This is a genomic window from Caballeronia sp. LZ001 (genome assembly GCF_031450875.1).
In the GTDB taxonomy this organism is placed as follows: domain Bacteria; phylum Pseudomonadota; class Gammaproteobacteria; order Burkholderiales; family Burkholderiaceae; genus Caballeronia.
The window spans coordinates 1688931-1709304 of sequence record NZ_JARTVX010000004.1 but is presented as its reverse complement, the minus strand read 5'-3'; the positions used below and the strand labels follow the sequence as shown (position 1 = coordinate 1709304).

Sequence of the window (20374 nt, the reverse complement as noted above, 5' to 3'; positions counted from 1 at the left end):
AATCAAAATGCTACGAATTCCGCTTTTTGGCCTTATTTATCTCGGAATTAATCAGGATGCCTTGACGTCGACCCACGTCATGTTCGAGTCGCTGCCCATGAGAAACGCGCGGTTGGCGTCCGCTGCTTCGCGCAAGTAATCCCACACTGTCGTGATGCGTCTGAGCTTGCGCAAGTCCTCGCGGCAAGAAAGATAGAACGCCCGCGTCACTTCCACTTGCTCCGGCAACACCGCCACGAGTCGCGCATCCGGCGCGGCCATGAAGCACGGCAGGATGGCGAGCGCGCGGCCCTGCAACGCGGCGAAGTACTGCCCGATCACGCTCGTGCTGCGAAAGCGCGAAACCGCGCCCGGCACCGCGCGCTCCAGATAGAGCAGCTCGTAGCTGAAGGCGAGATCGTCGATATAACTCGCGAAACGATGACGCGGCAGATCGTCCTTCGTCTGGATGCGCGGATGCGCGTCGAGATATTCGGCGGTGGCGTAGAGCTTGAGCCGGTAGTCGCAGAGCTTTGTGTAGACGTACTGGCCTTGCTCCGGGCGTTCGAGCGTGACGGCGATATCCGCTTCGCGTTTCGAGAGACTCACGAAATGCGGCACGGGCAGCAGATCGATGGAGATGTTCGGATGCGCATCTTGAAAGCGCGCGAGTTGCGGCGCGAGAAAGAAGCAGCCGAAACCTTCCGTCGAGCCGACACGCACGTGGCCGGACAGCGCGTGGCCCGTGTTGGCAATTTGCTCGGTGGCGGACTGTACCGTGGTCTCGATCGAATCGACGAAACCGAGCAGATGTTGTCCTTCCGCCGTGAGGACGAAACCGCCACTGCGCGATTTATCGAAGAGTAGCGCGCCGAGTGCGTCTTCCAGCACGCGAATGCGCCGCGCGACCGTCGTGTAATCCACGCCCAGCCGCTTGGCGGCGTGGCTCGCGCGCTGCGTGCGGGCAACTTCGAGGAAATAGCGCAGGTCGTCCCAGTTGAGTTTGCTTAGATCGAAGTTCGTGTGTTTTTGCATATCGATCGGGTGTTTTTATGGCGCGTCGATGGACTTTTGCATAACTATACTCAAGGGTACGAGTGCGCTGCATGACGGCGCGCCGATAACGATTCTGGAGACGACATGCTCATTCCCTTGCCGCTGGCCTTCTGGCGCGTCCCGTCGCTTCCGTTCGTCCTTTCTGCATGACATTCCAACAAGGAGACATTCGTGAATATTGCTGCTGAACATCCGGCTCAAGGCGCGGCTCGCGCAGACACGTCGACTCGCACGGCCAAATTGCTGATCGACGGCAAATTCATCGACTCTAAGACTGCGGATTGGCGCGATATCGTCAATCCGGCGACGCAGGAAGTCGTCGGCCGCGTGCCGTTCGCAACCAAGGAAGAAGTCGATGACGCCGTCACTGCCGCGCACAAGGCGTTTCAGACCTGGCGCACCACACCGCTCGGCGTGCGCATGCGCCTCATGCTGCGCTTTCAGGATTTGGTGCGGCAAAACCTGAAACGCGTGGCGCAGACGCTGACCGCCGAGCAAGGCAAGACGCTGGCCGATGCCGAAGGCGATATCTTCCGCGGCCTCGAAGTCGTCGAACATGCGTGTTCCATCAGCACGCTGCAACAGGGCGAGTTTTCGGAGAACGTCGCGGGCGGCGTGGATACCTACACGCTGCGCCAGCCGATTGGCGTCTGCGCGGGCATCACGCCTTTCAACTTCCCGGCCATGATCCCGCTCTGGATGTTCCCGATGGCGATCGTCTGCGGCAACACTTTCGTGCTGAAGCCATCGGAACAAGATCCGCTTTCGACCATGGAACTGGTCGAACTCGCGGTCGAAGCGGGCATTCCGGCGGGCGTGCTCAACGTCGTGCACGGCGGCAAGGAAGTGGTGGATGCCATCTGCACGCATCCGCTGATCCGCGCGATTTCCTTCGTCGGCTCGACGGCGGTCGGCACGCACGTGTACAACCTCGCAAGCCAGCACGGCAAGCGCGTCCAGTCGATGATGGGCGCCAAGAATCACGCCGTCGTCCTGCCCGACGCCAACAAGGAGCAGACGCTCAACGCGCTCGCGGGCGCGGGCTTCGGCGCGGCGGGACAACGCTGCATGGCGACCTCGGTCGCGGTGTTCGTGGGCGCGGCCAAGGACTGGGTGCCGGAACTCGTCGAACGCGCGCGCTCGCTCAAAGTCAACGGCGGCACGGAGCCGAATACGGATGTCGGGCCGGTTGTATCGAAGGCAGCGAAGGAACGCATTCTCGGGCTGATCGGCCAAGGCGTGGAAGAGGGCGCGACGCTCGCGCTCGACGGACGCGACGTGTCGATCGAAGGCTACGAGAGCGGTAACTTCATCGCGCCGACCATTTTCACGGGCGTCACCACCGAGATGACCATCTATAAGCAGGAGATATTCGGGCCGGTGCTGTGCGTGCTGGAAGCGGCGACGCTCGAAGACGCGATCGAACTCGTGAACCGCAATCCGATGGGCAACGGCGTCGGCCTCTTCACGCAAAGCGGCGCGGCGGCGCGCAAGTTCCAGAGCGAGATCGATATCGGTCAAGTCGGCATCAACATTCCGATTCCGGTGCCGGTGCCCGCGTTCAGCTTCACGGGATCGCGCGGCTCGAAGCTCGGCGATCTCGGTCCGTACGGCAAGCAGGTCGTGCAGTTCTATACGCAGACTAAAACCGTGACCGCGCGCTGGTTCGACGACGCCACCGTCAACGACGGCGTCAACACGACCATCGCGTTGCGTTAAACAGGAGACAGCGATGCATATCGGCTTTATCGGACTCGGGCACATGGGTGGCCCGATGGCGGCGAATCTCCTCAAGGCCGGTCACGCGGTGACGGCGTTCGATCTTTCCGCGCCCGCGCTCGATGCGGCGAAAGCGGCAGGCGCGACGCTCGCCGCGCGCCCGAGCGACGCGGTGCGGGATGCGGAAGTGGTCATCACCATGCTGCCCGCCGCCGCGCACGTGAAGGCGGTCTATCTCGGCGATGACGGCGTGCTCGCGGGCGTCAAGGCAGGCGTTCCGCTCGTGGACAGCAGCACGATCGACCCGGCGACGGCGAAGTTCATCGGCGCGGTGGCGGCGGAGCACGGCAATCCGTTTGCGGACGCGCCGGTGTCTGGCGGCGTGGTCGGCGCGCAGGCCGGCACGCTCACCTTCATGGTCGGCGCGGAAGAAGCGCTTTTCGAAACCTTGCGTCCCGTGTTGGCGGGCATGGGTAAAAACATGGTGCGTTGCGGCGAAACCGGAACGGGCCAGATTGCGAAGATCTGCAATAACCTGCTGCTTGGTATTTCGATGATCGGCGTAGCCGAAGCAATGAAACTCGGAGAAACGCTCGGTATCGAGCCTTCGAAACTGGCGAGTATTGTCAATACATCGACGGGGCGTTGCTGGAGTTCGGATACGTGTAATCCCTATCCGGGGATTGTCGAAACCGCGCCGGCTTCGCGCGGATATAGCGGCGGCTTCGGCGCGGATCTCATGCTCAAAGATCTCGGCCTTGCAGTCGATGCCGCGTGCGGCGCGAAACAGCCCGTCTTCATGGGCGCCCTGGCACAACAATTGTATCAGTCGATGAGCCAGCAGGGATTAGGCGGACTCGACTTTTCGGGCATTATCAGGTTATACGGAAAAACCCAGGAGCGGTAACGCAGATTAAGCAATAGGTTAATTAGGCACGCACGTGCGTGCCTAATTCGTCTTAACGTAATAATCGCTTTATTAAGCTGCACTGCACCATGTCGCTTTAAACCCCTTACTGGGTGGAATCATCGGGATAACGATGATTCGCTTTCTCGAAAATTGTCCTATTCTGAAAGCACGACGCCCTTGTACTGTTTAAACACGGCTGCAATGGCGTTACTGGATGCAGGCGATTAGCCCGGCCTGTCGGGCGCTCAGACGAGGAGTACGCGATGCAAGTAACACGACACTTAAACATGGAACTGCGGCACGCCACGCTGCCGACTTATGTAGCCAGCTACTTTTTCCCGTTGCTATTATTGGCATACGAAATCTGGCGAGTAGGGTCTTACGTTGCGGTCAACGGCTTTAATTTCATGAACTTCAACGCGATGGGTTATGAGTTCGCGCTGATGGTCGCCGTGTTCGCCATGCAGGTCATCGTTGAAATTGCTTTCCTGGCGGGCGCGGTGTTGACGAAGCATAAGGACGTGGGGCATCGCCTTGCGAATTTGTCGCTGGGGCTGTTTTGTTCGCTCGTCGTGCTCGGTTTTGACCTTGCACTGCAATATGGCTTGAGCCAAAGCTAAATCACGCATTCTTGCTCTAAGTAAAAAAGGGCCGGCTGCTTTTGCAGCCGGCCTTTCTCGTTTCAGGCGTTCAATAACCTGCGGCGCTGGGCAATCCCGGTGGCGTCTCCGAGCGTTCTTCATAGCACTTTCTATTCGCATCTTTTAACGCGGTGCGCAATCCTTCTTCGACAACCGGGTGATAGAAAGGCAGCTTCAGCGTTTCGTCCAGCGTCAAGTCGAGTTGCATTGCCCAGGCGAGTAAATGCCCGAGATGTTCCATCGCCGGGCCGCAGCCTTGCGCGCCGCGCAGCTTGCCGGTTTTGGCATCGGCGTAAATATGGAGAAGGCCGCGATTCTGCCGCATTACCCGACTGCGTCCTTGCGTCTCGAACGATACTTCGCCCGTCACCGTCATCTGCTTGTCGAGATCGTCGTAGGCTGCGCCGACGATCGCCACCTGCGGCTCGCAGAACACGATGGAAAAGGGCGCCTTGCGCTTGACCGGCTTCACGTCCGGGAAGCGCGCGGCATTGTCGCCTGCGAGCTTGCCTTCGTCGGCGGCATCCTGTAGCCAGGGACGGGTGCCGTCGCAATCGCCTGCAATGAAAATCGCGCTCTTGCCGCATTGCATGGTGTTTTCGTCGAAGAGCGGCACGCCCTTGTCGTTCAGCTCGATGCCCGTTTTGCCGAGGTCGAGCGGCTTTAGATTCGGCGCGCGTCCGGTCGCGGCGAGCACGAGATCGAAGCGCTCGATGCGCTCGTCGCCTAGGGGCGTCTTGAAGCGCAGCGTCGGTTGCCCGTCCATGAGCGACATTTCGTCGATCTTCGCATCCGCATCCAGATAGAACTCGTCGGCGAGCGCGGCGGCGAGCGCATCGCGCACGGGCGTGTCGCTGATCGCGCCGACGCCGCCGCCTTTCGCGAAGATGAATATTTCGACGCCCAGCCGCGACAGCGCCTGTCCGAGTTCCAGCGCGATCGGTCCCGCGCCGAAGATGGCCATGCGCTTTGGGAACGTGTGCAGTTCGAACAGATCGTCGCTCGTGATGAGTTTGTCCTCGAAGACCTTCAACTCGTCTGGAATCACGGGCGCCGCGCCCGTCGCGATCACGATACTTTTCGCCTCGATGCGCGTCTCGTCGCTAACGACGAGCGTCGTCGGCCCGTCGAAGCGGGCGTGGCCGCGCAGGATCGACCCGTCGGGAAACGACTTCGTTTCCTCGATCACGCTATTCACGAAGTGATCGCGCTCGTGCCGCACATAGTCGAGCACGTGCGCGAAATTGGCATCGAGCGCATGCGTGCCTTCGATACCGCGCGGAGCCAGCGCGTGCGCGTCGTGCAGGCCGTTCGCGGCGGCGAGCAAGAGCTTCGACGGCATGCAGCCGATGCGCGCGCACGTCGTTCCCAGTTCGCCGCTTTCGATCACGACGGCCTTCGCGCCAGCCTCGCTTGCCGCGCGAAACGCGGCGAGACCGGCCGTGCCCGCCCCGATCACGGCGACGTCTACTGTGATTGTCTTCATCGTATGTCCCGTTGGTTATGTGGTTGCGGCCCGCTGGCCTTCGTTTGTTGTCGGGACGAACAGATCATCCGTTGTCGGCGAAACCGGGGTAAAGCGTCATGCCGCCGTCGACGAAGAGCGTCGTGCCGATGACGTAATCGCTGTCGTCGGAGGCGAGCCAGACCGCCGCGCGCCCGATGTCTTCCACTTCGCCGACGCGCCCATAAGGCACGAGCGTGAGCAGCCGGTCGAGCGCTTCCTGCGTGTCCCACGCGTCCTTGTTGATCGGCGTGCGGATGGCACCGGGCGCGATGGAATTGACGCGGATGCGCAGCGGCGCGACTTCCTGCGCGAGCGACTTCATCATCATCTGAATGCCGCCTTTCGACGATGCGTAGTTCACGTGCCCTGCCCACGGAATGATCTCGTGAACCGAACTCATGCAAATGATCTTGCCGAGCGCCTTCGACACCGGCCGCGGCCCGCGCCGCTGAAACTCGCGTACCGCGCGCTGCGCGGTGAGAAATTGCCCGGTCAGGTTCGTGTCGATAACCCGGCGCCAGTCGTCGAGCGTGAGTTCGGTGAACCTCGCGTCCTTTTGCAGGCCGGAGTTCGCCACGACGATATCCACCGTGCCATAGCGCTTGACGACGGCATCGAACATGGCGTCGGTTTCGTGTTCGTCGGAGACGTCGGCGGCGACGGCGAAGGCATCGCCGCCATTCGCCGTAATCTCGGCGGCGAGCTTTTCGGCGGGTTCCGCGTGCGAGTGATAGTTGATGGCGACTTTCGCGCCGGCATCGGCGAGCGACTGGGCGACACCCGCGCCGATGCCGGAACTCGCGCCCGTGACGAGCGCGATCTGGCCTTCGAGGGATCGTTGCATGAGCGTTTCCGTGTGATTTGCGTCACGTGGCGGCAAGCAAGGTGCGCGCCCGGCACGTTCACGCGCCGAGCACGCCCTGATAGACCTCCGCGTAGCGCAATGCCGCCGTCTCCCAGCCGAAGTTCTGCGTCATTGCGCGTTTGACGACGGTCTTCCACTCCGTGCGACGCGCTTTCAACGCGAACGCGCGCCGGATTGCGCCGACGATTCCCGCGCGGTCGAAGACATCGAAGGTAAAGCCGGTCGCGAGTTCATCCGCGAGATTTTCCAGCGAGCAATCGACGACCGTATCCGCGAGCCCGCCCACGCGATGCACGAGCGGCGGCGCGCCATACGACAGCGCATAAAGCTGCGTGAGTCCGCAAGGCTCGAAGCGCGACGGCACCATGACGACATCGCTGCCCGCGATGATCGAATGCGAGAGCGTTTCGTCGAAAACCAGTTCGACGGCCACCGCGCCCGGATGCGCGAGCGCCGCGTTCTTCATGCCGGTTTCGAGCGCCGGGTCGCCCGTGCCGAGCACGACGAGCTGGCCGCCGCGCTGCACGATATCCGGCACGGCGGAAAGCAGCAGGTCGAGACCCTTCTGCTCGGTCAGGCGGCTGACGACGCCGAAGAGCAGGGCGTCGTCATCGCGCGTGAGGCCCATGCGCTCCTGCAAGGCGGCTTTGCATTTGCTTTTCGCCGATGGCTTCGCGGCCGTGTAGCGCGACGCGATGGAGTCATCGACGGCAGGGCTCCAGATCGAATAATCGACGCCGTTCAGAATCCCGGTGATGTCGTGGGTACGCGACTGCAACAGGCCATGCAGACCCGCGCCGTGGGCTTGCGTCTGGATCTCGCGGGCGTAAGTCGGACTCACCGTGGTAATGCGGTCCGCGTAGTAAAGCCCGGCCTTCAAAAACGAGACATGACTATAGAACTCGACGCCATCGACCGCGAAAAAGTCGCCCGGCAATTGCAGCGCGCCGAACTCGGACGCCGGAAAGACGCCCTGATACGCAAGGTTGTGCACCGTCATCACCGTGGCGACGCGCGGCGCGCCTTCACGCTCGAACGCGCGCATGTAGGCGGGCGCGAGGCCCGCATGCCAGTCGTGCGCGTGCACGATCTGCGGCTGCCAAGCGGGATCGGCGCCGCCAGCGATACGTGCCGCGCTCCAGCCGAGCAGCGCGAAGCGCCGGTCGTTGTCCGCATACGGGCGATGCGCGGCATCCAGATAGGGATTGCCCGGACGGTCGTAAAACTGGTCGGCCCGCACGACGTAGACGATCACGCCATGCGGCTGCAGCACACCGCGTTCGAGCCGCACATTGCCGGCACCGAACGCAGCGCCCAGATCCGCGACGGGCTCGATGCCGGTGAGACCTTCGAGCACGGCGGGAAAGCCCGGCAGCACCACGCGCGCGTTCGTGCCCAGTTGCGATTGCGCCGGCGGCAGCGCCCCGACTACGTCGGCGAGGCCGCCGGTTTTCAACAGCGGAAACATTTCTGCTGCAACATGCAGCACGCACACGGTCATCGGCGCTCCCGTAGGTTGAGTTGACTACTTCGTGGCTTCAACGATCCGCGAGCCGCTGCAACGCTTCGCGCGTGACGAGCGTGACGCCGGACTCCGTGCGGAAAAAGCGCGCGGCATCGTCGTCCGGATCTTCGCCGATCACGAGACCTTCCGGCACCGTGCAACCGCGATCGATCACCACGCGCTGCAATCGGCAACTCGGTCCTATCGTCACCTGAGGCAACAAGACTGCCTCATTGATGTTACAGAACGAGTGCACCCGCACCGCCGACGAGAACACCGACTTCGAAACTTGCGAACCCGAGATCACGCAGCCGCCGCAGACGAGCAGATTGGTGATCGCGCCTTGCTGGCCGTTGAGATCGCGCACGAACTTGCCTGGTGGCAACTGTTCCTGGTTGGTCCAGATCGGCCATTTGCGGTCGTACAAATCCAGTTCGGGGATGGTCGATGCAAGGTCGAGGTTTGCGGCCCAGTAGGCATCCACGGTGCCGACATCGCGCCAGTAAGCGGGCGCTTCGGGATCGGCGCTGGAGGTCACGCACGACATGCTGAACGGATGCGCGATGGCCGTGCCGCTCGTCACCACGCGCGGAATGATGTCCTTGCCGAAGTCGTGATCCGTGTTCGACGCGGCGATGTTCTCTTCGAGCAGGTGGTAAAGATACTTCGCGCTGAACACATAGATGCCCATGCTCGCGAGCGCCACGTCGGGCTTGCCGGGCATGGCGGGCGGATCGGCGGGCTTCTCCAGGAAGTCCGTCACGCGGCGATTTTCATCGACATGCATCACGCCGAAGGCGGTCGCGTCCATGCGCGGCACTTCGATGCAGCCGACCGTGCAATCCGCGCCGCTCTCCACGTGGTCGAGCACCATGCGCGTGTAATCCATCTTGTAGATGTGATCGCCCGCCAGCACGATGATGAACTCCGGCGCAATCGACCGGATGATGTCGAGGTTCTGGAACACGGCGTCGGCCGTGCCGCGATACCAGCTCGAATCGACGCGCTGCTGCGCCGGCCAGATATCGATGAACTCGTTGAACTCGCCGCGAAGGAAACCCCAGCCGCGCTGAAGATGGCGCAACAGCGAGTGAGCCTTGTATTGCGTGACGACGGCGATACGGCGGATGCCCGAGTTGAGGCAGTTCGATAAAGCGAAATCGACGATGCGGTACTTGCCGCCGAAATGCACGGCAGGTTTGACGCGCCTGTCGGTAAGCGGTCCGAGACGAGTGCCGCGCCCTCCGGCGAGGACGATTGCCAGGGTCGACTTTTGCAAATCGGTGCGATTCTTTGACGACGTCTCCATGTCAGCTCCTGATTTGACCTGCGACTAGTGAATTGATGCTGCTCTCTTGTTCGTCCTCGTATGCTGGCGGCGCGCGAGCTCGCTGGCTTGGGGTAGGTCCATGGGTTCGCGCGCACGAACAGGGTGGAAGCATTATCCGGTGCGCGTCGGCATTCGTGTACCGATGTCGCTCTTTTTTTGTTCCACCGATCCGCGCTGCCGCGCGCAGTGCACGGAAATGCTGGCGGCATTTTCGAGCAAACAGCGTGCCGAACGCCCGTGCGGCGGCCTTCTCGGGTGTTGCAGTTGCGCAATTTATCGTGCGTGGACGATGCCGCGGTGCGTTAAGGCACGGCACAATACGGCTATGCAAGCTTCGTGATCCACACGCAAACGCTTGCGAGCACGAAGAGAAGCCGCATGCCATGCGGCATTCTCCTGACCGAACAAGCCGCACCCGGGAATCAAAAACATGAACAACGTCCTGAGTATCCAGTCGCATGTGGTGTTCGGCCACGCCGGCAATAGCGCGGCGGTTTTCCCAATGCGCCGTCTCGGCGTCAACGTCTGGCCGCTCAACACGGTGCAGTTCTCCAATCACACGCAATATGGCCGCTGGACCGGAAGCGTGGTCGACGCCGACGAGCTTCAGAGCGTGATCGAAGGTATCGGCGCGATCGGCGTGCTCGGCCGCTGCAACGCCGTGCTGTCGGGCTTTCTCGGCGCGACCGAGCAAGGCCGCGCGGTGGTCGAGATCGTGAAGATGGTGAAGGCGGTGAATCCGCGCGCGCTCTTCTTTTGCGATCCGGTCATGGGCGTGACGGGCGGCTGCACGGTGGCGCCGGGCATCGAAGACTTCCTCGTGACGACCATGCCCGAAGTCGCCGATGCCATGATGCCCAATCACCTCGAACTCGAAAAGCTCGCGGGCCGGCCGATCGAGACGGTGGAAGAAGCCGTCGATGCCTGCCGCGAAGTCATCGCGCGCGGGCCGCGCACGCTGCTCGTCAAGCATCTGCTCGACCGCAACAGTCGCGCCGATACCTTCAACATGCTGGCCGTGAACGCGCACGAAGCGTGGTTCGCGCAGCGTCCGCTGTATCCGTTCGCGCGTCAGCCAGTGGGCGTCGGCGATCTGACGAGCGGTGTGTTCGTCGCGCGCACCTTGCAGGGCGATTCCTTGCGCCACGCGCTCGAACACACGCTCGCGGCCGTCAACGCGGTGGTGAAGACGACTTACGATGCAGGGCGTTACGAGCTGGAGATCGTCGCCTCGCAGGACGAGATCGCAAAGCCCACCGACTGGTTTCCGGCCATTCGCGTGTCGGGCACCGAGATGGCGCGGCGATAGTCCGGCCACGCGCCCCGTATTTACCCTTGGTTGGCTGACAGAACGCGCGGTTGCTTTTGACAAGCTGCCAGATGGGCGTCGATGATTCATCGACTCTCACTCATGGAAGCGCGACATGGCAAAGGCATTCGCATCCCAGGCGGACCTGGAAGAGAAGAAGATCACTTTCACGCAGCTCTCCGAGAACGCCTATGCCTATACTGCAGAAGGCGATCCGAACTCGGGCGTGATCGTCGGCGACGACGCCGTGCTGATCGTCGATACGACCGCGACGCCCGCAATGGCGCAGGATCTGATCGCGAAGATTCGCAGCGTCACCGACAAGCCGATCAAGTACGTCGTGCTGTCGCACTATCACGCGGTGCGCGTGCTGGGCGCATCGGCGTATTTCGCGGAAGGCGCGCAGCAGGTCATCGCGAGCCGTGGCACGTACGAGATGATCGTCGAGCGCGGCGAGGCGGACATGAAGTCGGAGATCGAGCGCTTTCCGCGCCTCTTTGCAGGCGTCGAGACGGTGCCGGGCCTGACATGGCCCACGCTCGTGTTCGATCGCGAGATCACGCTCTGGCTAGGCAAGCTCGAAGTGCGCATCGCGCATCTCGGCGCGGGTCACACGAAGGGCGATACGGTCGTATGGCTGCCATCGCAGGACGTGCTGTTTTCGGGCGATCTGGTCGAATACGACGCCGCGTGTTATTGCGGCGATGCCCAGCTCGCGCAATGGCCGACGACGCTCGAAGCCTTGCGCGCGCTGAATGCGCGGAAGCTCGTGCCGGGCCGTGGCCCCGCGTTGCTCACGCCTCAAGATGTGCACAAGGGTCTCGACTACACGAAGGACTTCGTCACGACACTGCTTGCCGCCGGGCGCGAAGCCGTTGCGCAACGACTCGACCTCAAGGGCGCGATGGCGCTCGCACGCAAGTCGATGGACCCGAAGTTCGGCCACGTCTTCATCTACGAGCATTGCCTGCCTTTCGATGTCTCGCGCGCCTTCGACGAAGCGAGCGGCATCACGCATCCGCGTATCTGGACCGCCGAGCGCGACAAGGAAATGTGGACCGCGTTGCAGGAATGATGCGCGCGGCCGTTCGCGTTTGGTCGTCAATCACGCGGTCGCGGCGGCTGCGGCCATTGCCTTGAAGTTCTCCGGCGTGGCGAATGCGAGGTACTGCGCCTGCATGTCGGGCGTGAGGAATTCGAGCATCGTCGAGTTTTCGATCCATAGTTCGATCACGTCGAAGAAATTGCGGCCGCGCGTGCAGCGCACCGCGCGCCAGCCTTCGCGTTCGCCGATGGCGATCACTTGCGCCGCGTCCATCTGCGTGGCAATCGCCATATGAAACGCGCTGTATTGCGGACGGTCGACCTTGCCCGCGCCAAAACTCACGCTGGTTTCCGCGCCGCCGCCGGGCGTGATGACGCGATCGCCCGGATAGACTTCGATGATGCTGCCGCGGTCATCGCCGGCGACGGCCATCCACGAGTCGGGAAACGATGGAAACGGCGCGGCGAAACCGTTCCAGAGTTCGGCGAGCACGTTGGCGACGTGTTGTGGATCGCGGGCGGGAATGGATGCGTGGTAGATCATCGCGAAGGTCTCCGGTGGCTTTGAGGAAGATCGACGGCGATGCTTTCATGCTTCGCAAGTGGCTGTCAATTGGCACTGCTACGAAGCGCGGATGAGTGCTTAATTTTGGCGTTATCTTGTCACTAAGCGCTGATAGAAAACGCTTGAAGTGTCTGAGGAAAATCCATCGATTAGTTAGCAAGACAGACGGATAAAAAAATGCCGCCCGGGGTAGGCGGCGAGAGCGCGTCCAGTTGAAATCCCGTTAGGGTGAACGCGTGAGGAGACAACATTGAGGAGTATGGCAAACGCCCGCGCGGCGCTCAACCTCGATTCGGAAGCACACCATTTCATGGTCGTCGTGATTCCGTTCAGGCTGAAACCTCGTCGTCGCAAGGTTCATTGCTCGAGTAAGCGCTTCGGAACGATGTGCATCATCGTTGCGCTTTCAAACATATCTTTGCGTTTCTGAACGCGCGCAACGCCATGCGTTGGCTACACTGATAATCCGCTTCGTTTCCTCGCTTCATTCATGCCTTGTCTGCTCGTTGATTCATTCGATTTCAAGCAGTATCCCGACGCGAACCACGCACTCAAGCACGCTTTGGAAATACGTGATTCCGGCGATTGGGCGTTGCTCGAGCACTTCTGTGCAAACGCGCTGCAGTGCTTTCCTGCCGATGTCGAACTGTCCTGGCAACTCAGTCATAGTCACTGGATGCGGCATGACTGCATGAAGGCCGAAGCGGTCATGCGTGATGCCGCAAGGCTGCATCCGGACAACGGTCTCGTCACGGGCGCGATCGCGATGTATCTGAACGAAGAGGCGCGTTATGAGGAAGCGGAAGCGCTTTACCGCCAGGCTATCGCGCAGAGTCCGAATGCGCCGCATCTCCCGATTGATCTAGCCGATCTCGAATTGCGTCGCGGCGCGTGGCGTGACGGCTGGACGCGCTTCGAACATCGTTTGACAAACCCGCATCATGGCGACAAGAGCGTCGTCACCCGCGTGGAACGTGAAGCGCCGCGCTGGCGCGGTGAATCGCTCGCGGGAAGGCGCGTGGTTGTGTATAGCGAGATCGGTCATGGCGACGATATCCAGTTCGTGCGTCTATATCCGCGATTCGCAGAGTTGGTGCGCGCGCACGGCGGCGAGCCGATGCTGGCTGTGCGCCACGTCCTTCACTCGCTCATCGAGCGTGTCGTGCCTGATTGCGTGCTGGTCGCGGAACATGCATTCAGCGGCTGCGATTACTCCATACCCATGATGAGCATGCCGTTCTGGCTAGGCTTAATGCCGGCGGATATCGAGGGCCGCGCGTATCTGCATGCCGATGCGGAACGCGTTGCGGCGTGGCGCTGCTTGCTCGAAGAAGAAGGCGCCGATAACTTGCGTGTCGGCATCGTCTGGGCGGGCAGTCCGACGCATCGGCGCGATGGTCAACGCAGCATTCCCGTCGATGCGCTTGCGCCGCTTTGGCGTCTGTCGAACGTGACGTTTTATCCGGTTGCTCCCGGCCGCGATGGCGATATCGCAAAGATGCGCGCGGCAGGTGCGTGTGTCGTCGAGGTTGCGCAGCGCTATCGAGACAATTTTCACGACTCCGCTGCATTGCTCACGGCGCTGGACGTATTGGTGACTATCGATAGTTCGCCCTTGCATCTCGGTGGCGCGCTTGGGCGGCCGGTGCTGGCGATGATCGATCTTGCATCGCACTGGTGTTGGGGAACCGGCGAGACGCAGCCGTGGTACGACTCGGTGCAACTGCTGCGTCAGCATGTGGCGGGCGACTGGCGGCCCGTGGTGGAACGCGTTGCGGATGAACTGGCGCAACGCGTCCGCATGCATCAAAGGACGGCGGGCAAATGAGTTGACCCGCCGTTGCCGCTCATGAGCACTCGTGGCAGGCATGGGCCGCGCATAGCCGCGCTGGGCGGAAACGATGGTGGTTACGCACTGACCGTCTTGCGGTTCAAGCGCGCTGTCGATATCGCGCTTGGCGCCGTCGTGCGTCTTCATGCTGTAGCGACTCTCGCGGTGCGCTCCGGGCTGCTACGAAGAGGCTAATGAGATCGGCACGCGCTTCGGAAGGAAGCGAATGCGCGGCCATCAAAGTGCAGCAAGGACCATGGAATTGAAACCGAAAGCCTTTATTCGGCTGGCGCGGCCTCAGCGCTTCAACAGATAGTCCACGATTTTGTCGCACACGCGCCCGAACATTTGTGTGCCGGTGACGGTGCGGCAACCTTGCGCGCGCGCCGCTTCGATGAACGGCGTAAGCGGCGGCTTCGTGACGACATCGCCGACGAAAGTCTTTGCATCGAGCTTCGATACATCGATTGGCAGCGGATCGCCTTCGCGCATTCCGGCAGGCGAGGCATTCACGACGATGTCGAAGTTCTCCGCGCCCGAGTCGCTATCGACGCTCACGGCGCCGCGACCCAGACTCGCTAAACGCGAGGCGAGGGCTTTGGTGCGCGCGGCATCGAAATCGCGGACAGCGAGCGATGCGACGCCCGCATTTACCAACGCATGACCGATTGCCGATCCCGCGCCGCCCGCGCCGATTAGAAGCGCGCGTTTTCCTTGCGGATCGCAGCCTGCGTCGCCAAGGGCCGCGACCATCGCGGCGCCGTCGGACATGCCGCCGTGCCAGGAGCCGTCCGCGTTGCGTCTTAGCATGTTGGCCGCTCCGAGGAACGCGGATTCTTCCGCGAGCGACGCGCAGAAGCCAGCGGCGCTGAACTTGTGCGGCACGGTGATGATGACGCCATCGACGTTTTGCATTGGCGTGACGCCGGCGAAGAAAGCGGCGAGGTCGGCAGGTGCGACGTGAGCCGGGATCACGATTGCATCGTGTCCTGCCTTGCGCAAGGCGGCGGTCACGCCGGAGGGCGAACGTACTTGCGCAATGGGATCGCCGACGATGAAGTAGAGGCGAGTTGCGCCGCTTAAGCCCGCATCGAGCGATGCGGAGAAGGATGTGTCCTGCGCCATGCTTTGAATGTCTCCTTTGTGCGCTTCGGTCGGTGGACGTTGCGCGGATGGGTGTCTTAGCTCAAAAGCGTTGATGAACTGTAGTCTAAATTGGAATTGGATTCAATCTTCTGTCTGCGTTGGCAACTAACGGTCTTTAATTTCGGCTTACTTGAAATATACAGAGTGAGTGGTCGGAGGAAGTGCCTCACGGCTCTCTGCGCCAGCGTGGGCAAAGTGCATGCAGTATGCAACTTGCGGGTATCTAAAATACAAATCCAATGCAAAACGAGTGTGAACGTGCCGAAGCCGAAGCCGAACGCCGAACGCCGAACGCCGAACGCCGAACGCCAAACGCCAAACGCCGAACGCCGAACGCCGAACGCCGAACGCCGAACGCCGAACGCCGCAGCCGCAGCCGCAGCCGCAGCCGCAGTCGCAGTCGAAGCCAGATGCCGAAGCCAGATGCCGAAGCCGAAGCCGAATGCCGAACTCCGAGCCCTGAGTCCTATGTGCCGAACGCGCCGCACCTCAAAGCGCCCCTGCTTCATGCGCCTCGGCACTCACCCCCGCAGCCGCAAGCGCCTCGTGCAGCGTCGCGAATACATTGGACTTGCCGATCACTTCCGTTAGTCCATGCCGATCCATGTCGAGCCGAAGAAACGGATTCACTCGTCCAAAGATCATCGCGATATCGCGATGCCGCACGCTTGCGACTAGATCGCTCAACGTGCGCGCGGCCGAGTAGTCCATATCGGTGATCGCGCCGGCATCGACGACAAAATGACGTAGTTCAAGAGGCGCCGCATTGATCAACTGCTTCACTTCGGCCGCGAAGAGATGATCGTTCGCATAAAACAGATCGGCGCCGAACCGATACACGATCAAGCCAGGCGCGGTGACGACGCCGGGACGCGTCGGTACGAACTGCCATCGGCGGTCCGGCGCGACGGGCGCGAGTACCATCGTATGCGGACGATAGCTGTGCCGCACATGCCGCATCAGCGACAACGCCACGGCAAGCAAGATGCCATGCTCGACCCCGATCAGAACGACCGCCGCCGCCGTGATCAGCGCCAGCGTGAACTCTCCCGGACTCTCGCGCCGAATGGCCTGCAGGCTTTGCACATTGACGAGCCCGACGGCGATGGTGAAGACAATCGCGGCAAGCACGCAATGCGGCAGGTACTGCAAAAAGCCGCTCAAAAACATCAAGACGACGACCACCACCGCCGCGAAGGTGAGTTGCGCGATCTGGCTGCGTGCGCCGGCGCGATCGGCCATCGCTGTCTGCGTCGGGCTGCCGTTGACCACGAAGGCGCCGCTGAACGCGGCAGCCGCATTCGCGGCGGCGAGGCCGAGCAAGTCGCCGTTGGTATCGGCGGACTCGTGGTGCTGCTGTGCGAAGACGCGCGCCGCGGCCGCGCTTTGCGCCACGATCATCACGAAGCACGACGCCGCCACGGGCACGAGATCGAGAAACTGCTGCCACGTGACGTGTGGCACGCGCAGCGGCGGCAATCCGCCTGCGACCGGGCCAAGGACCGCGATGCCGTGGGCCGCGAACCCGAACGTCTTGCTCGCGAGGATGCTGCCGATGACCGCGACGAGCGGTATCGGCACGCGCGGCCAGATACGTCTGAAGCCAAGTATCGCGACGATCACGAGTAACGAGAGAGCGAGCGTCGGCAAGTTCGCTTCGACGATATGGTCGACAACATACCAAAGCTGCGCAAGGCTGCGCGACGACGGCACCGGCACGGTCATGCCGAGGATATCGCCGAGCATGGCGATCGACACCTGTATGCCGACGCCCGCCAGGAAACCGGCCAGCACCGTGCGCGAAAGGAAATCGGCGAGAAAGCCGAGCCTGAAGAGCCGTGCGAGCAGCAACAACGCGGCAGTCAGCAGCGCGACCATGCTTGCCAGTTCGACATATTCGGCGCTCGCCATCGGCGCGATGGTCGATACGCGGCTCGCGAAAATCGTGGCGGTGGCGGAATCCGCGGCCACCACGAGATGGCGCGATGCCCCGAACAACGCGAACGCGGCGAGCGGAATGAATGCGGTATACAAACCGGTAACCGCAGGCATGCCGGCAATGCGCGCATAGCCCAAGACTTGCGGGATATCCATCGATGCGAGCGAAAGCCCCGCAAGAATGTCGCGTCCCGCAGCGAGCCGGTCGATCGGCAAGATGCCTTTCAGGAAACGCGGCGGCACGGGAGGTCGCGGAGTTGAATCTTGCATGCGTTATACCGGGTCGCGGGAAGAGCGCATCGTGCCCCATGACGGCCGCAATGCCAAGCGGCTTGATCACTCACGCCAAGCAATCTAAAAAGGTCTTTGCGCGCGATCGGAAAATGGAATAGGATTCCAATATCAAAGACAGTTCTACAGCTAAAGGCAGCTTCGAGTCGCGTATCACTGCGATCCGAATCGGAAGGAGCGAGACAAAAATGATGGAGACGCTGGTTAGATCGAATACAAGCGGCCGTATGCGCGAGCTTGTTTCCCGGCTGTCTACGCGACATCGAACGTCACCAGACAGCATGCGTTTGCTGCACGAGGACTCGTCGCCGCGTGCGCCGGCAAGCAATAGGCATCAACCCAGGCCTAGCGATGAAGCCTGACCCGGTACTGGAATGCGACGTCCTCGTGCTCGGTTCCGGTGCGGGCGGACTATCGACGGCCGTGACAGCGGCCACGCGCGGACTCTCCGTTTTGGTCTGCGAGAAGGAAGACGTCTTCGGCGGCACGACCGCGTGGTCGGGCGGCTGGATGTGGGTTCCGCGCAGTCCGCTTGCGACGCGCGCAGGAATGATCGAGGAAGCAGACGCGCCGCGAACGTATCTAAAGGCCGAACTCGGCGCGCAATACGACGCGGCTAAAGTCGACGCGCTCATCGAACACGGTCCGCGCATGGTCGAGTTCTTCGAGACAAATACGTCGATGCGTTTCATCGATGGCAACCGCATTCCGGACTTTCATACCTCGCAAGGCGCGGGAACGGGTGGCCGCTCCGTGTGCGCCATGCCTTTCGATGGTCGCGAACTCGGGGCGCTCATCGACAAGCTGCGGCCACCGCTTCTCGATACGACGATCAACGGCATGGCGATCTCTCCAGGACAAGAGCTCACGCACTTTCTGAACGCCACGCGCTCGGTGCGCTCCGCGTGGCATGTCACCAAACGCTTCGCCAAGTTCGCGCACGACAAGCTTCGCTATGGCAGATCGATGCATCTATTGAACGGCAATGCGCTCATTGCAAGACTCTTGAAGTCGGCGGCGGATCGTGGCGTCGATCTGCGCACGCGCGCTAAAGCGGTCGGTCTCTTGCGCGATGGCTATCGTGTGATCGGCGCTCATGTCGAGATCGAAGGCGTAAAGCATGAGGTCCATGCGCGACGCGGCGTGGTGCTCGCGTGCGGTGGTTATCCGCACGATGAAGCACGTCGCGCGGCTACGTTCGCTTATACGCCGACGGGCCGCGAACATTGGTCCGCGGCGCCGCGTTCCAACACCGGCGACGGCATTCGCATGGGCGAGGCCGCAGGCGCATACTTCAACGCAATGCTCGAAAACCCCGCGGCTTGGGCGCCCGTTTCGCTCGTTCCGAAGCGCGATGGTCCGCATGTCGCGTTCGCGCATCTGATCGAACGCGGCAAGCCTGGTCTGATCGCGGTGACGCGTGTGGGGAGGCGCTTTGTGAACGAAGCGTCGTCGTACTACGACTTCATGTCCGCGTTGATGGACATCACACCCGCAGGCGATGAAGTGTGCGCGTGGCTCGTCTGCGATCATCGTTTTCTGCGACGCTATGGCCTTGGTGCCGCGAAGCCGTTTCCATTCCCGTTGCGCGCGCACGAACGCTCGGGCTATCTGAAAAGCGCGCCCACGCTCGAAGCGCTCGCGCGAGTTTGCGGCATCGAGACAACTGGTTTCATCGAAACCATCGCGGCGTATAACCACTACGCTCGCGACGGCTTCGATCCGCAATTTCATCGAGGCTCGACACCCTACAACCGCATGCAGGGCGATGCATCGCATAAGCCGAATCCATGCGTTGCACCTATTGCCGATGGCCCGTATCACGCAGTGAAAGTGCTGCCCGGCAGCCTCGGTACATTCGCCGGCCTCGCTACCGATTCGAGCGCCCGCGTGCTGGACGAAGCGCACATGCCGATTGCCGGCCTCTACGCAGTTGGCAACGATGCCGCGAGCATGATGGGCGGCCACTATCCCGCAGGCGGCATCACGCTCGGTCCGGCGATGACCTTCGGTTATCTCGCGGGCCACGCACTTGCAGATCAAAGCGATGACAGCAGTGAACGCGAAGCGCATCGCATCGAAACCATGACCACTCTCTCTCAATTCAATCAGGCAAGGACATTTCAATGACCCTGTACGACACAGTCACACTCACCGTGAAGATCGGCACGAACGCGCAGGTCTTCGAAAACATCAAGTCGAGCGGCGAGCAAGCAGGCGCGCGCTTGCTCGGATGCTGGTATTCCGATATCGGTGCCTTGGGCAAGGTGATGGTCTTGCGCGGCTACGCTTCCGAAGCGGCACTGATCGATGAACGCAGGCGCCTTCTGCTCGAAGGCAATCCGTTCGGTTGCGGCGAATTCATTACGGATGTCGAAATAAATAGCTATGCGCTCTTTCCATTCCTGCCGCCGATCGAGCCTGCCGAACACAACGGCATCTATGAAATGCGCGTTTACGGCACGAAGCTCGCGAGCCTGCAGCACACCATCGACGCGTGGCAGAACGCCTTGCCCGAACGCACGAAGCGTTCGCCGTTGATCGGTGCAATGTACGCGCTCGATGGCACCGTGCCGCGTTTTCTGAACATCTGGCCGTACAAGAGCGTGGATGAACGCTCGCGTATTCGCGCGGAATCGGTGAAGGATGGCGTATGGCCGCCGAAGGGCGGACCCGCCCATCTGACGACGATGGAATCGACCATCTATGTGCCCGCACCGTTCTCGCCACTACGCTAAG

16 protein-coding genes are annotated in these 20374 nt (G+C 61.8%); 8 read left to right on the top strand and 8 right to left on the bottom strand.

Annotated features, from left to right (window positions below):
* Positions 1-51: 51 nt before the first annotated feature.
* Entirely contained in the window at positions 52-1014 is a 963-nt protein-coding gene (locus tag P9292_RS18635; protein ID WP_250466796.1) for a LysR family transcriptional regulator, read from the bottom strand.
* 192 nt (positions 1015-1206) lie between these two features.
* Here P9292_RS18635 and P9292_RS18630 point away from each other — a divergent pair, with 192 nt between their 5' ends.
* From P9292_RS18630 to P9292_RS18620, 3 genes are all read left to right on the top strand, one after another.
* Positions 1207-2754 carry a CoA-acylating methylmalonate-semialdehyde dehydrogenase gene (locus tag P9292_RS18630; protein WP_409015175.1) on the top strand — a complete coding sequence of 516 codons (1548 nt, stop codon included), beginning with the start codon at positions 1207-1209 and terminating at the stop codon, positions 2752-2754.
* Between the two features lie 13 nt (positions 2755-2767).
* Positions 2768-3661 (top strand): 3-hydroxyisobutyrate dehydrogenase, encoded by an 894-nt coding sequence (gene mmsB, locus P9292_RS18625; protein WP_309960594.1) that lies wholly within the window; start codon positions 2768-2770, stop codon positions 3659-3661.
* A gap of 290 nt (positions 3662-3951) precedes the next feature.
* A complete protein-coding gene (locus P9292_RS18620; protein ID WP_309849624.1) occupies positions 3952-4284 on the top strand; it encodes a hypothetical protein in 333 nt (110 codons plus the stop codon).
* A gap of 70 nt (positions 4285-4354) precedes the next feature.
* On the opposite strand, the gene P9292_RS18615 is transcribed toward P9292_RS18620, so the two are convergent.
* The 4 genes from P9292_RS18615 to glgC all read right to left on the bottom strand — a co-directional run bounded on the left by P9292_RS18615 (position 4355) and on the right by glgC (position 9490).
* On the bottom strand, positions 4355-5791 hold the full coding sequence (locus P9292_RS18615) for a dihydrolipoyl dehydrogenase (RefSeq protein ID WP_309960592.1): 1437 nt from the start codon (positions 5789-5791) through the stop codon (positions 4355-4357).
* 64 nt (positions 5792-5855) lie between these two features.
* Positions 5856-6656: an SDR family oxidoreductase gene (locus tag P9292_RS18610; protein ID WP_244828381.1), complete on the bottom strand. Its 801-nt coding sequence runs from the start codon at positions 6654-6656 to the stop codon at positions 5856-5858.
* Between the two features lie 58 nt (positions 6657-6714).
* On the bottom strand, positions 6715-8178 hold the full coding sequence (gene glgA / locus P9292_RS18605; protein WP_309960590.1) for a glycogen synthase GlgA: 1464 nt from the start codon (positions 8176-8178) through the stop codon (positions 6715-6717).
* A 37-nt stretch (positions 8179-8215) separates the two neighbouring features.
* Entirely contained in the window at positions 8216-9490 is a 1275-nt protein-coding gene (gene glgC, locus P9292_RS18600) for a glucose-1-phosphate adenylyltransferase (RefSeq protein WP_244828377.1), read from the bottom strand.
* 451 nt (positions 9491-9941) lie between these two features.
* On the opposite strand from glgC, the gene pdxY reads away from it, so the two are divergent.
* The gene (pdxY, locus tag P9292_RS18595) at positions 9942-10820 is read left to right on the top strand and encodes a pyridoxal kinase PdxY (RefSeq protein ID WP_244828375.1); all 879 of its coding nucleotides are present in this window, start codon (positions 9942-9944) and stop codon (positions 10818-10820) included.
* Between the two features lie 115 nt (positions 10821-10935).
* The gene (locus tag P9292_RS18590) at positions 10936-11895 is read left to right on the top strand and encodes an MBL fold metallo-hydrolase (RefSeq protein ID WP_309960588.1); all 960 of its coding nucleotides are present in this window, start codon (positions 10936-10938) and stop codon (positions 11893-11895) included.
* A 30-nt stretch (positions 11896-11925) separates the two neighbouring features.
* Here P9292_RS18590 and P9292_RS18585 read toward each other — a convergent pair whose 3' ends face one another.
* Positions 11926-12408: a hypothetical protein gene (locus P9292_RS18585; RefSeq protein ID WP_244828372.1), complete on the bottom strand. Its 483-nt coding sequence runs from the start codon at positions 12406-12408 to the stop codon at positions 11926-11928.
* 511 nt (positions 12409-12919) lie between these two features.
* Between P9292_RS18585 and P9292_RS18580 the strand changes: the two genes are divergently transcribed.
* A complete protein-coding gene (locus tag P9292_RS18580) occupies positions 12920-14257 on the top strand; it encodes a hypothetical protein (RefSeq protein WP_309960585.1) in 1338 nt (445 codons plus the stop codon).
* Between the two features lie 300 nt (positions 14258-14557).
* Here the strand turns inward: P9292_RS18580 and P9292_RS18575 are convergent, their stop codons facing one another.
* Positions 14558-15385, bottom strand: coding sequence for a shikimate dehydrogenase (locus P9292_RS18575; protein WP_250493281.1), 828 nt, complete (start codon positions 15383-15385; stop codon positions 14558-14560).
* Between the two features lie 510 nt (positions 15386-15895).
* Entirely contained in the window at positions 15896-17614 is a 1719-nt protein-coding gene (locus tag P9292_RS18570) for a SulP family inorganic anion transporter (RefSeq protein ID WP_309960583.1), read from the bottom strand.
* Between the two features lie 372 nt (positions 17615-17986).
* On the opposite strand from P9292_RS18570, the gene P9292_RS18565 reads away from it, so the two are divergent.
* The gene (locus tag P9292_RS18565) at positions 17987-19765 is read left to right on the top strand and encodes an FAD-dependent oxidoreductase (RefSeq protein WP_309960581.1); all 1779 of its coding nucleotides are present in this window, start codon (positions 17987-17989) and stop codon (positions 19763-19765) included.
* On the top strand, positions 19762-20373 hold the full coding sequence (locus P9292_RS18560) for an NIPSNAP family protein (protein WP_244828366.1): 612 nt from the start codon (positions 19762-19764) through the stop codon (positions 20371-20373). Before P9292_RS18565 ends, P9292_RS18560 begins: the two co-directional genes overlap by 4 nt.
* The last annotated feature ends 1 nt before the right edge of the window (position 20374 follow it).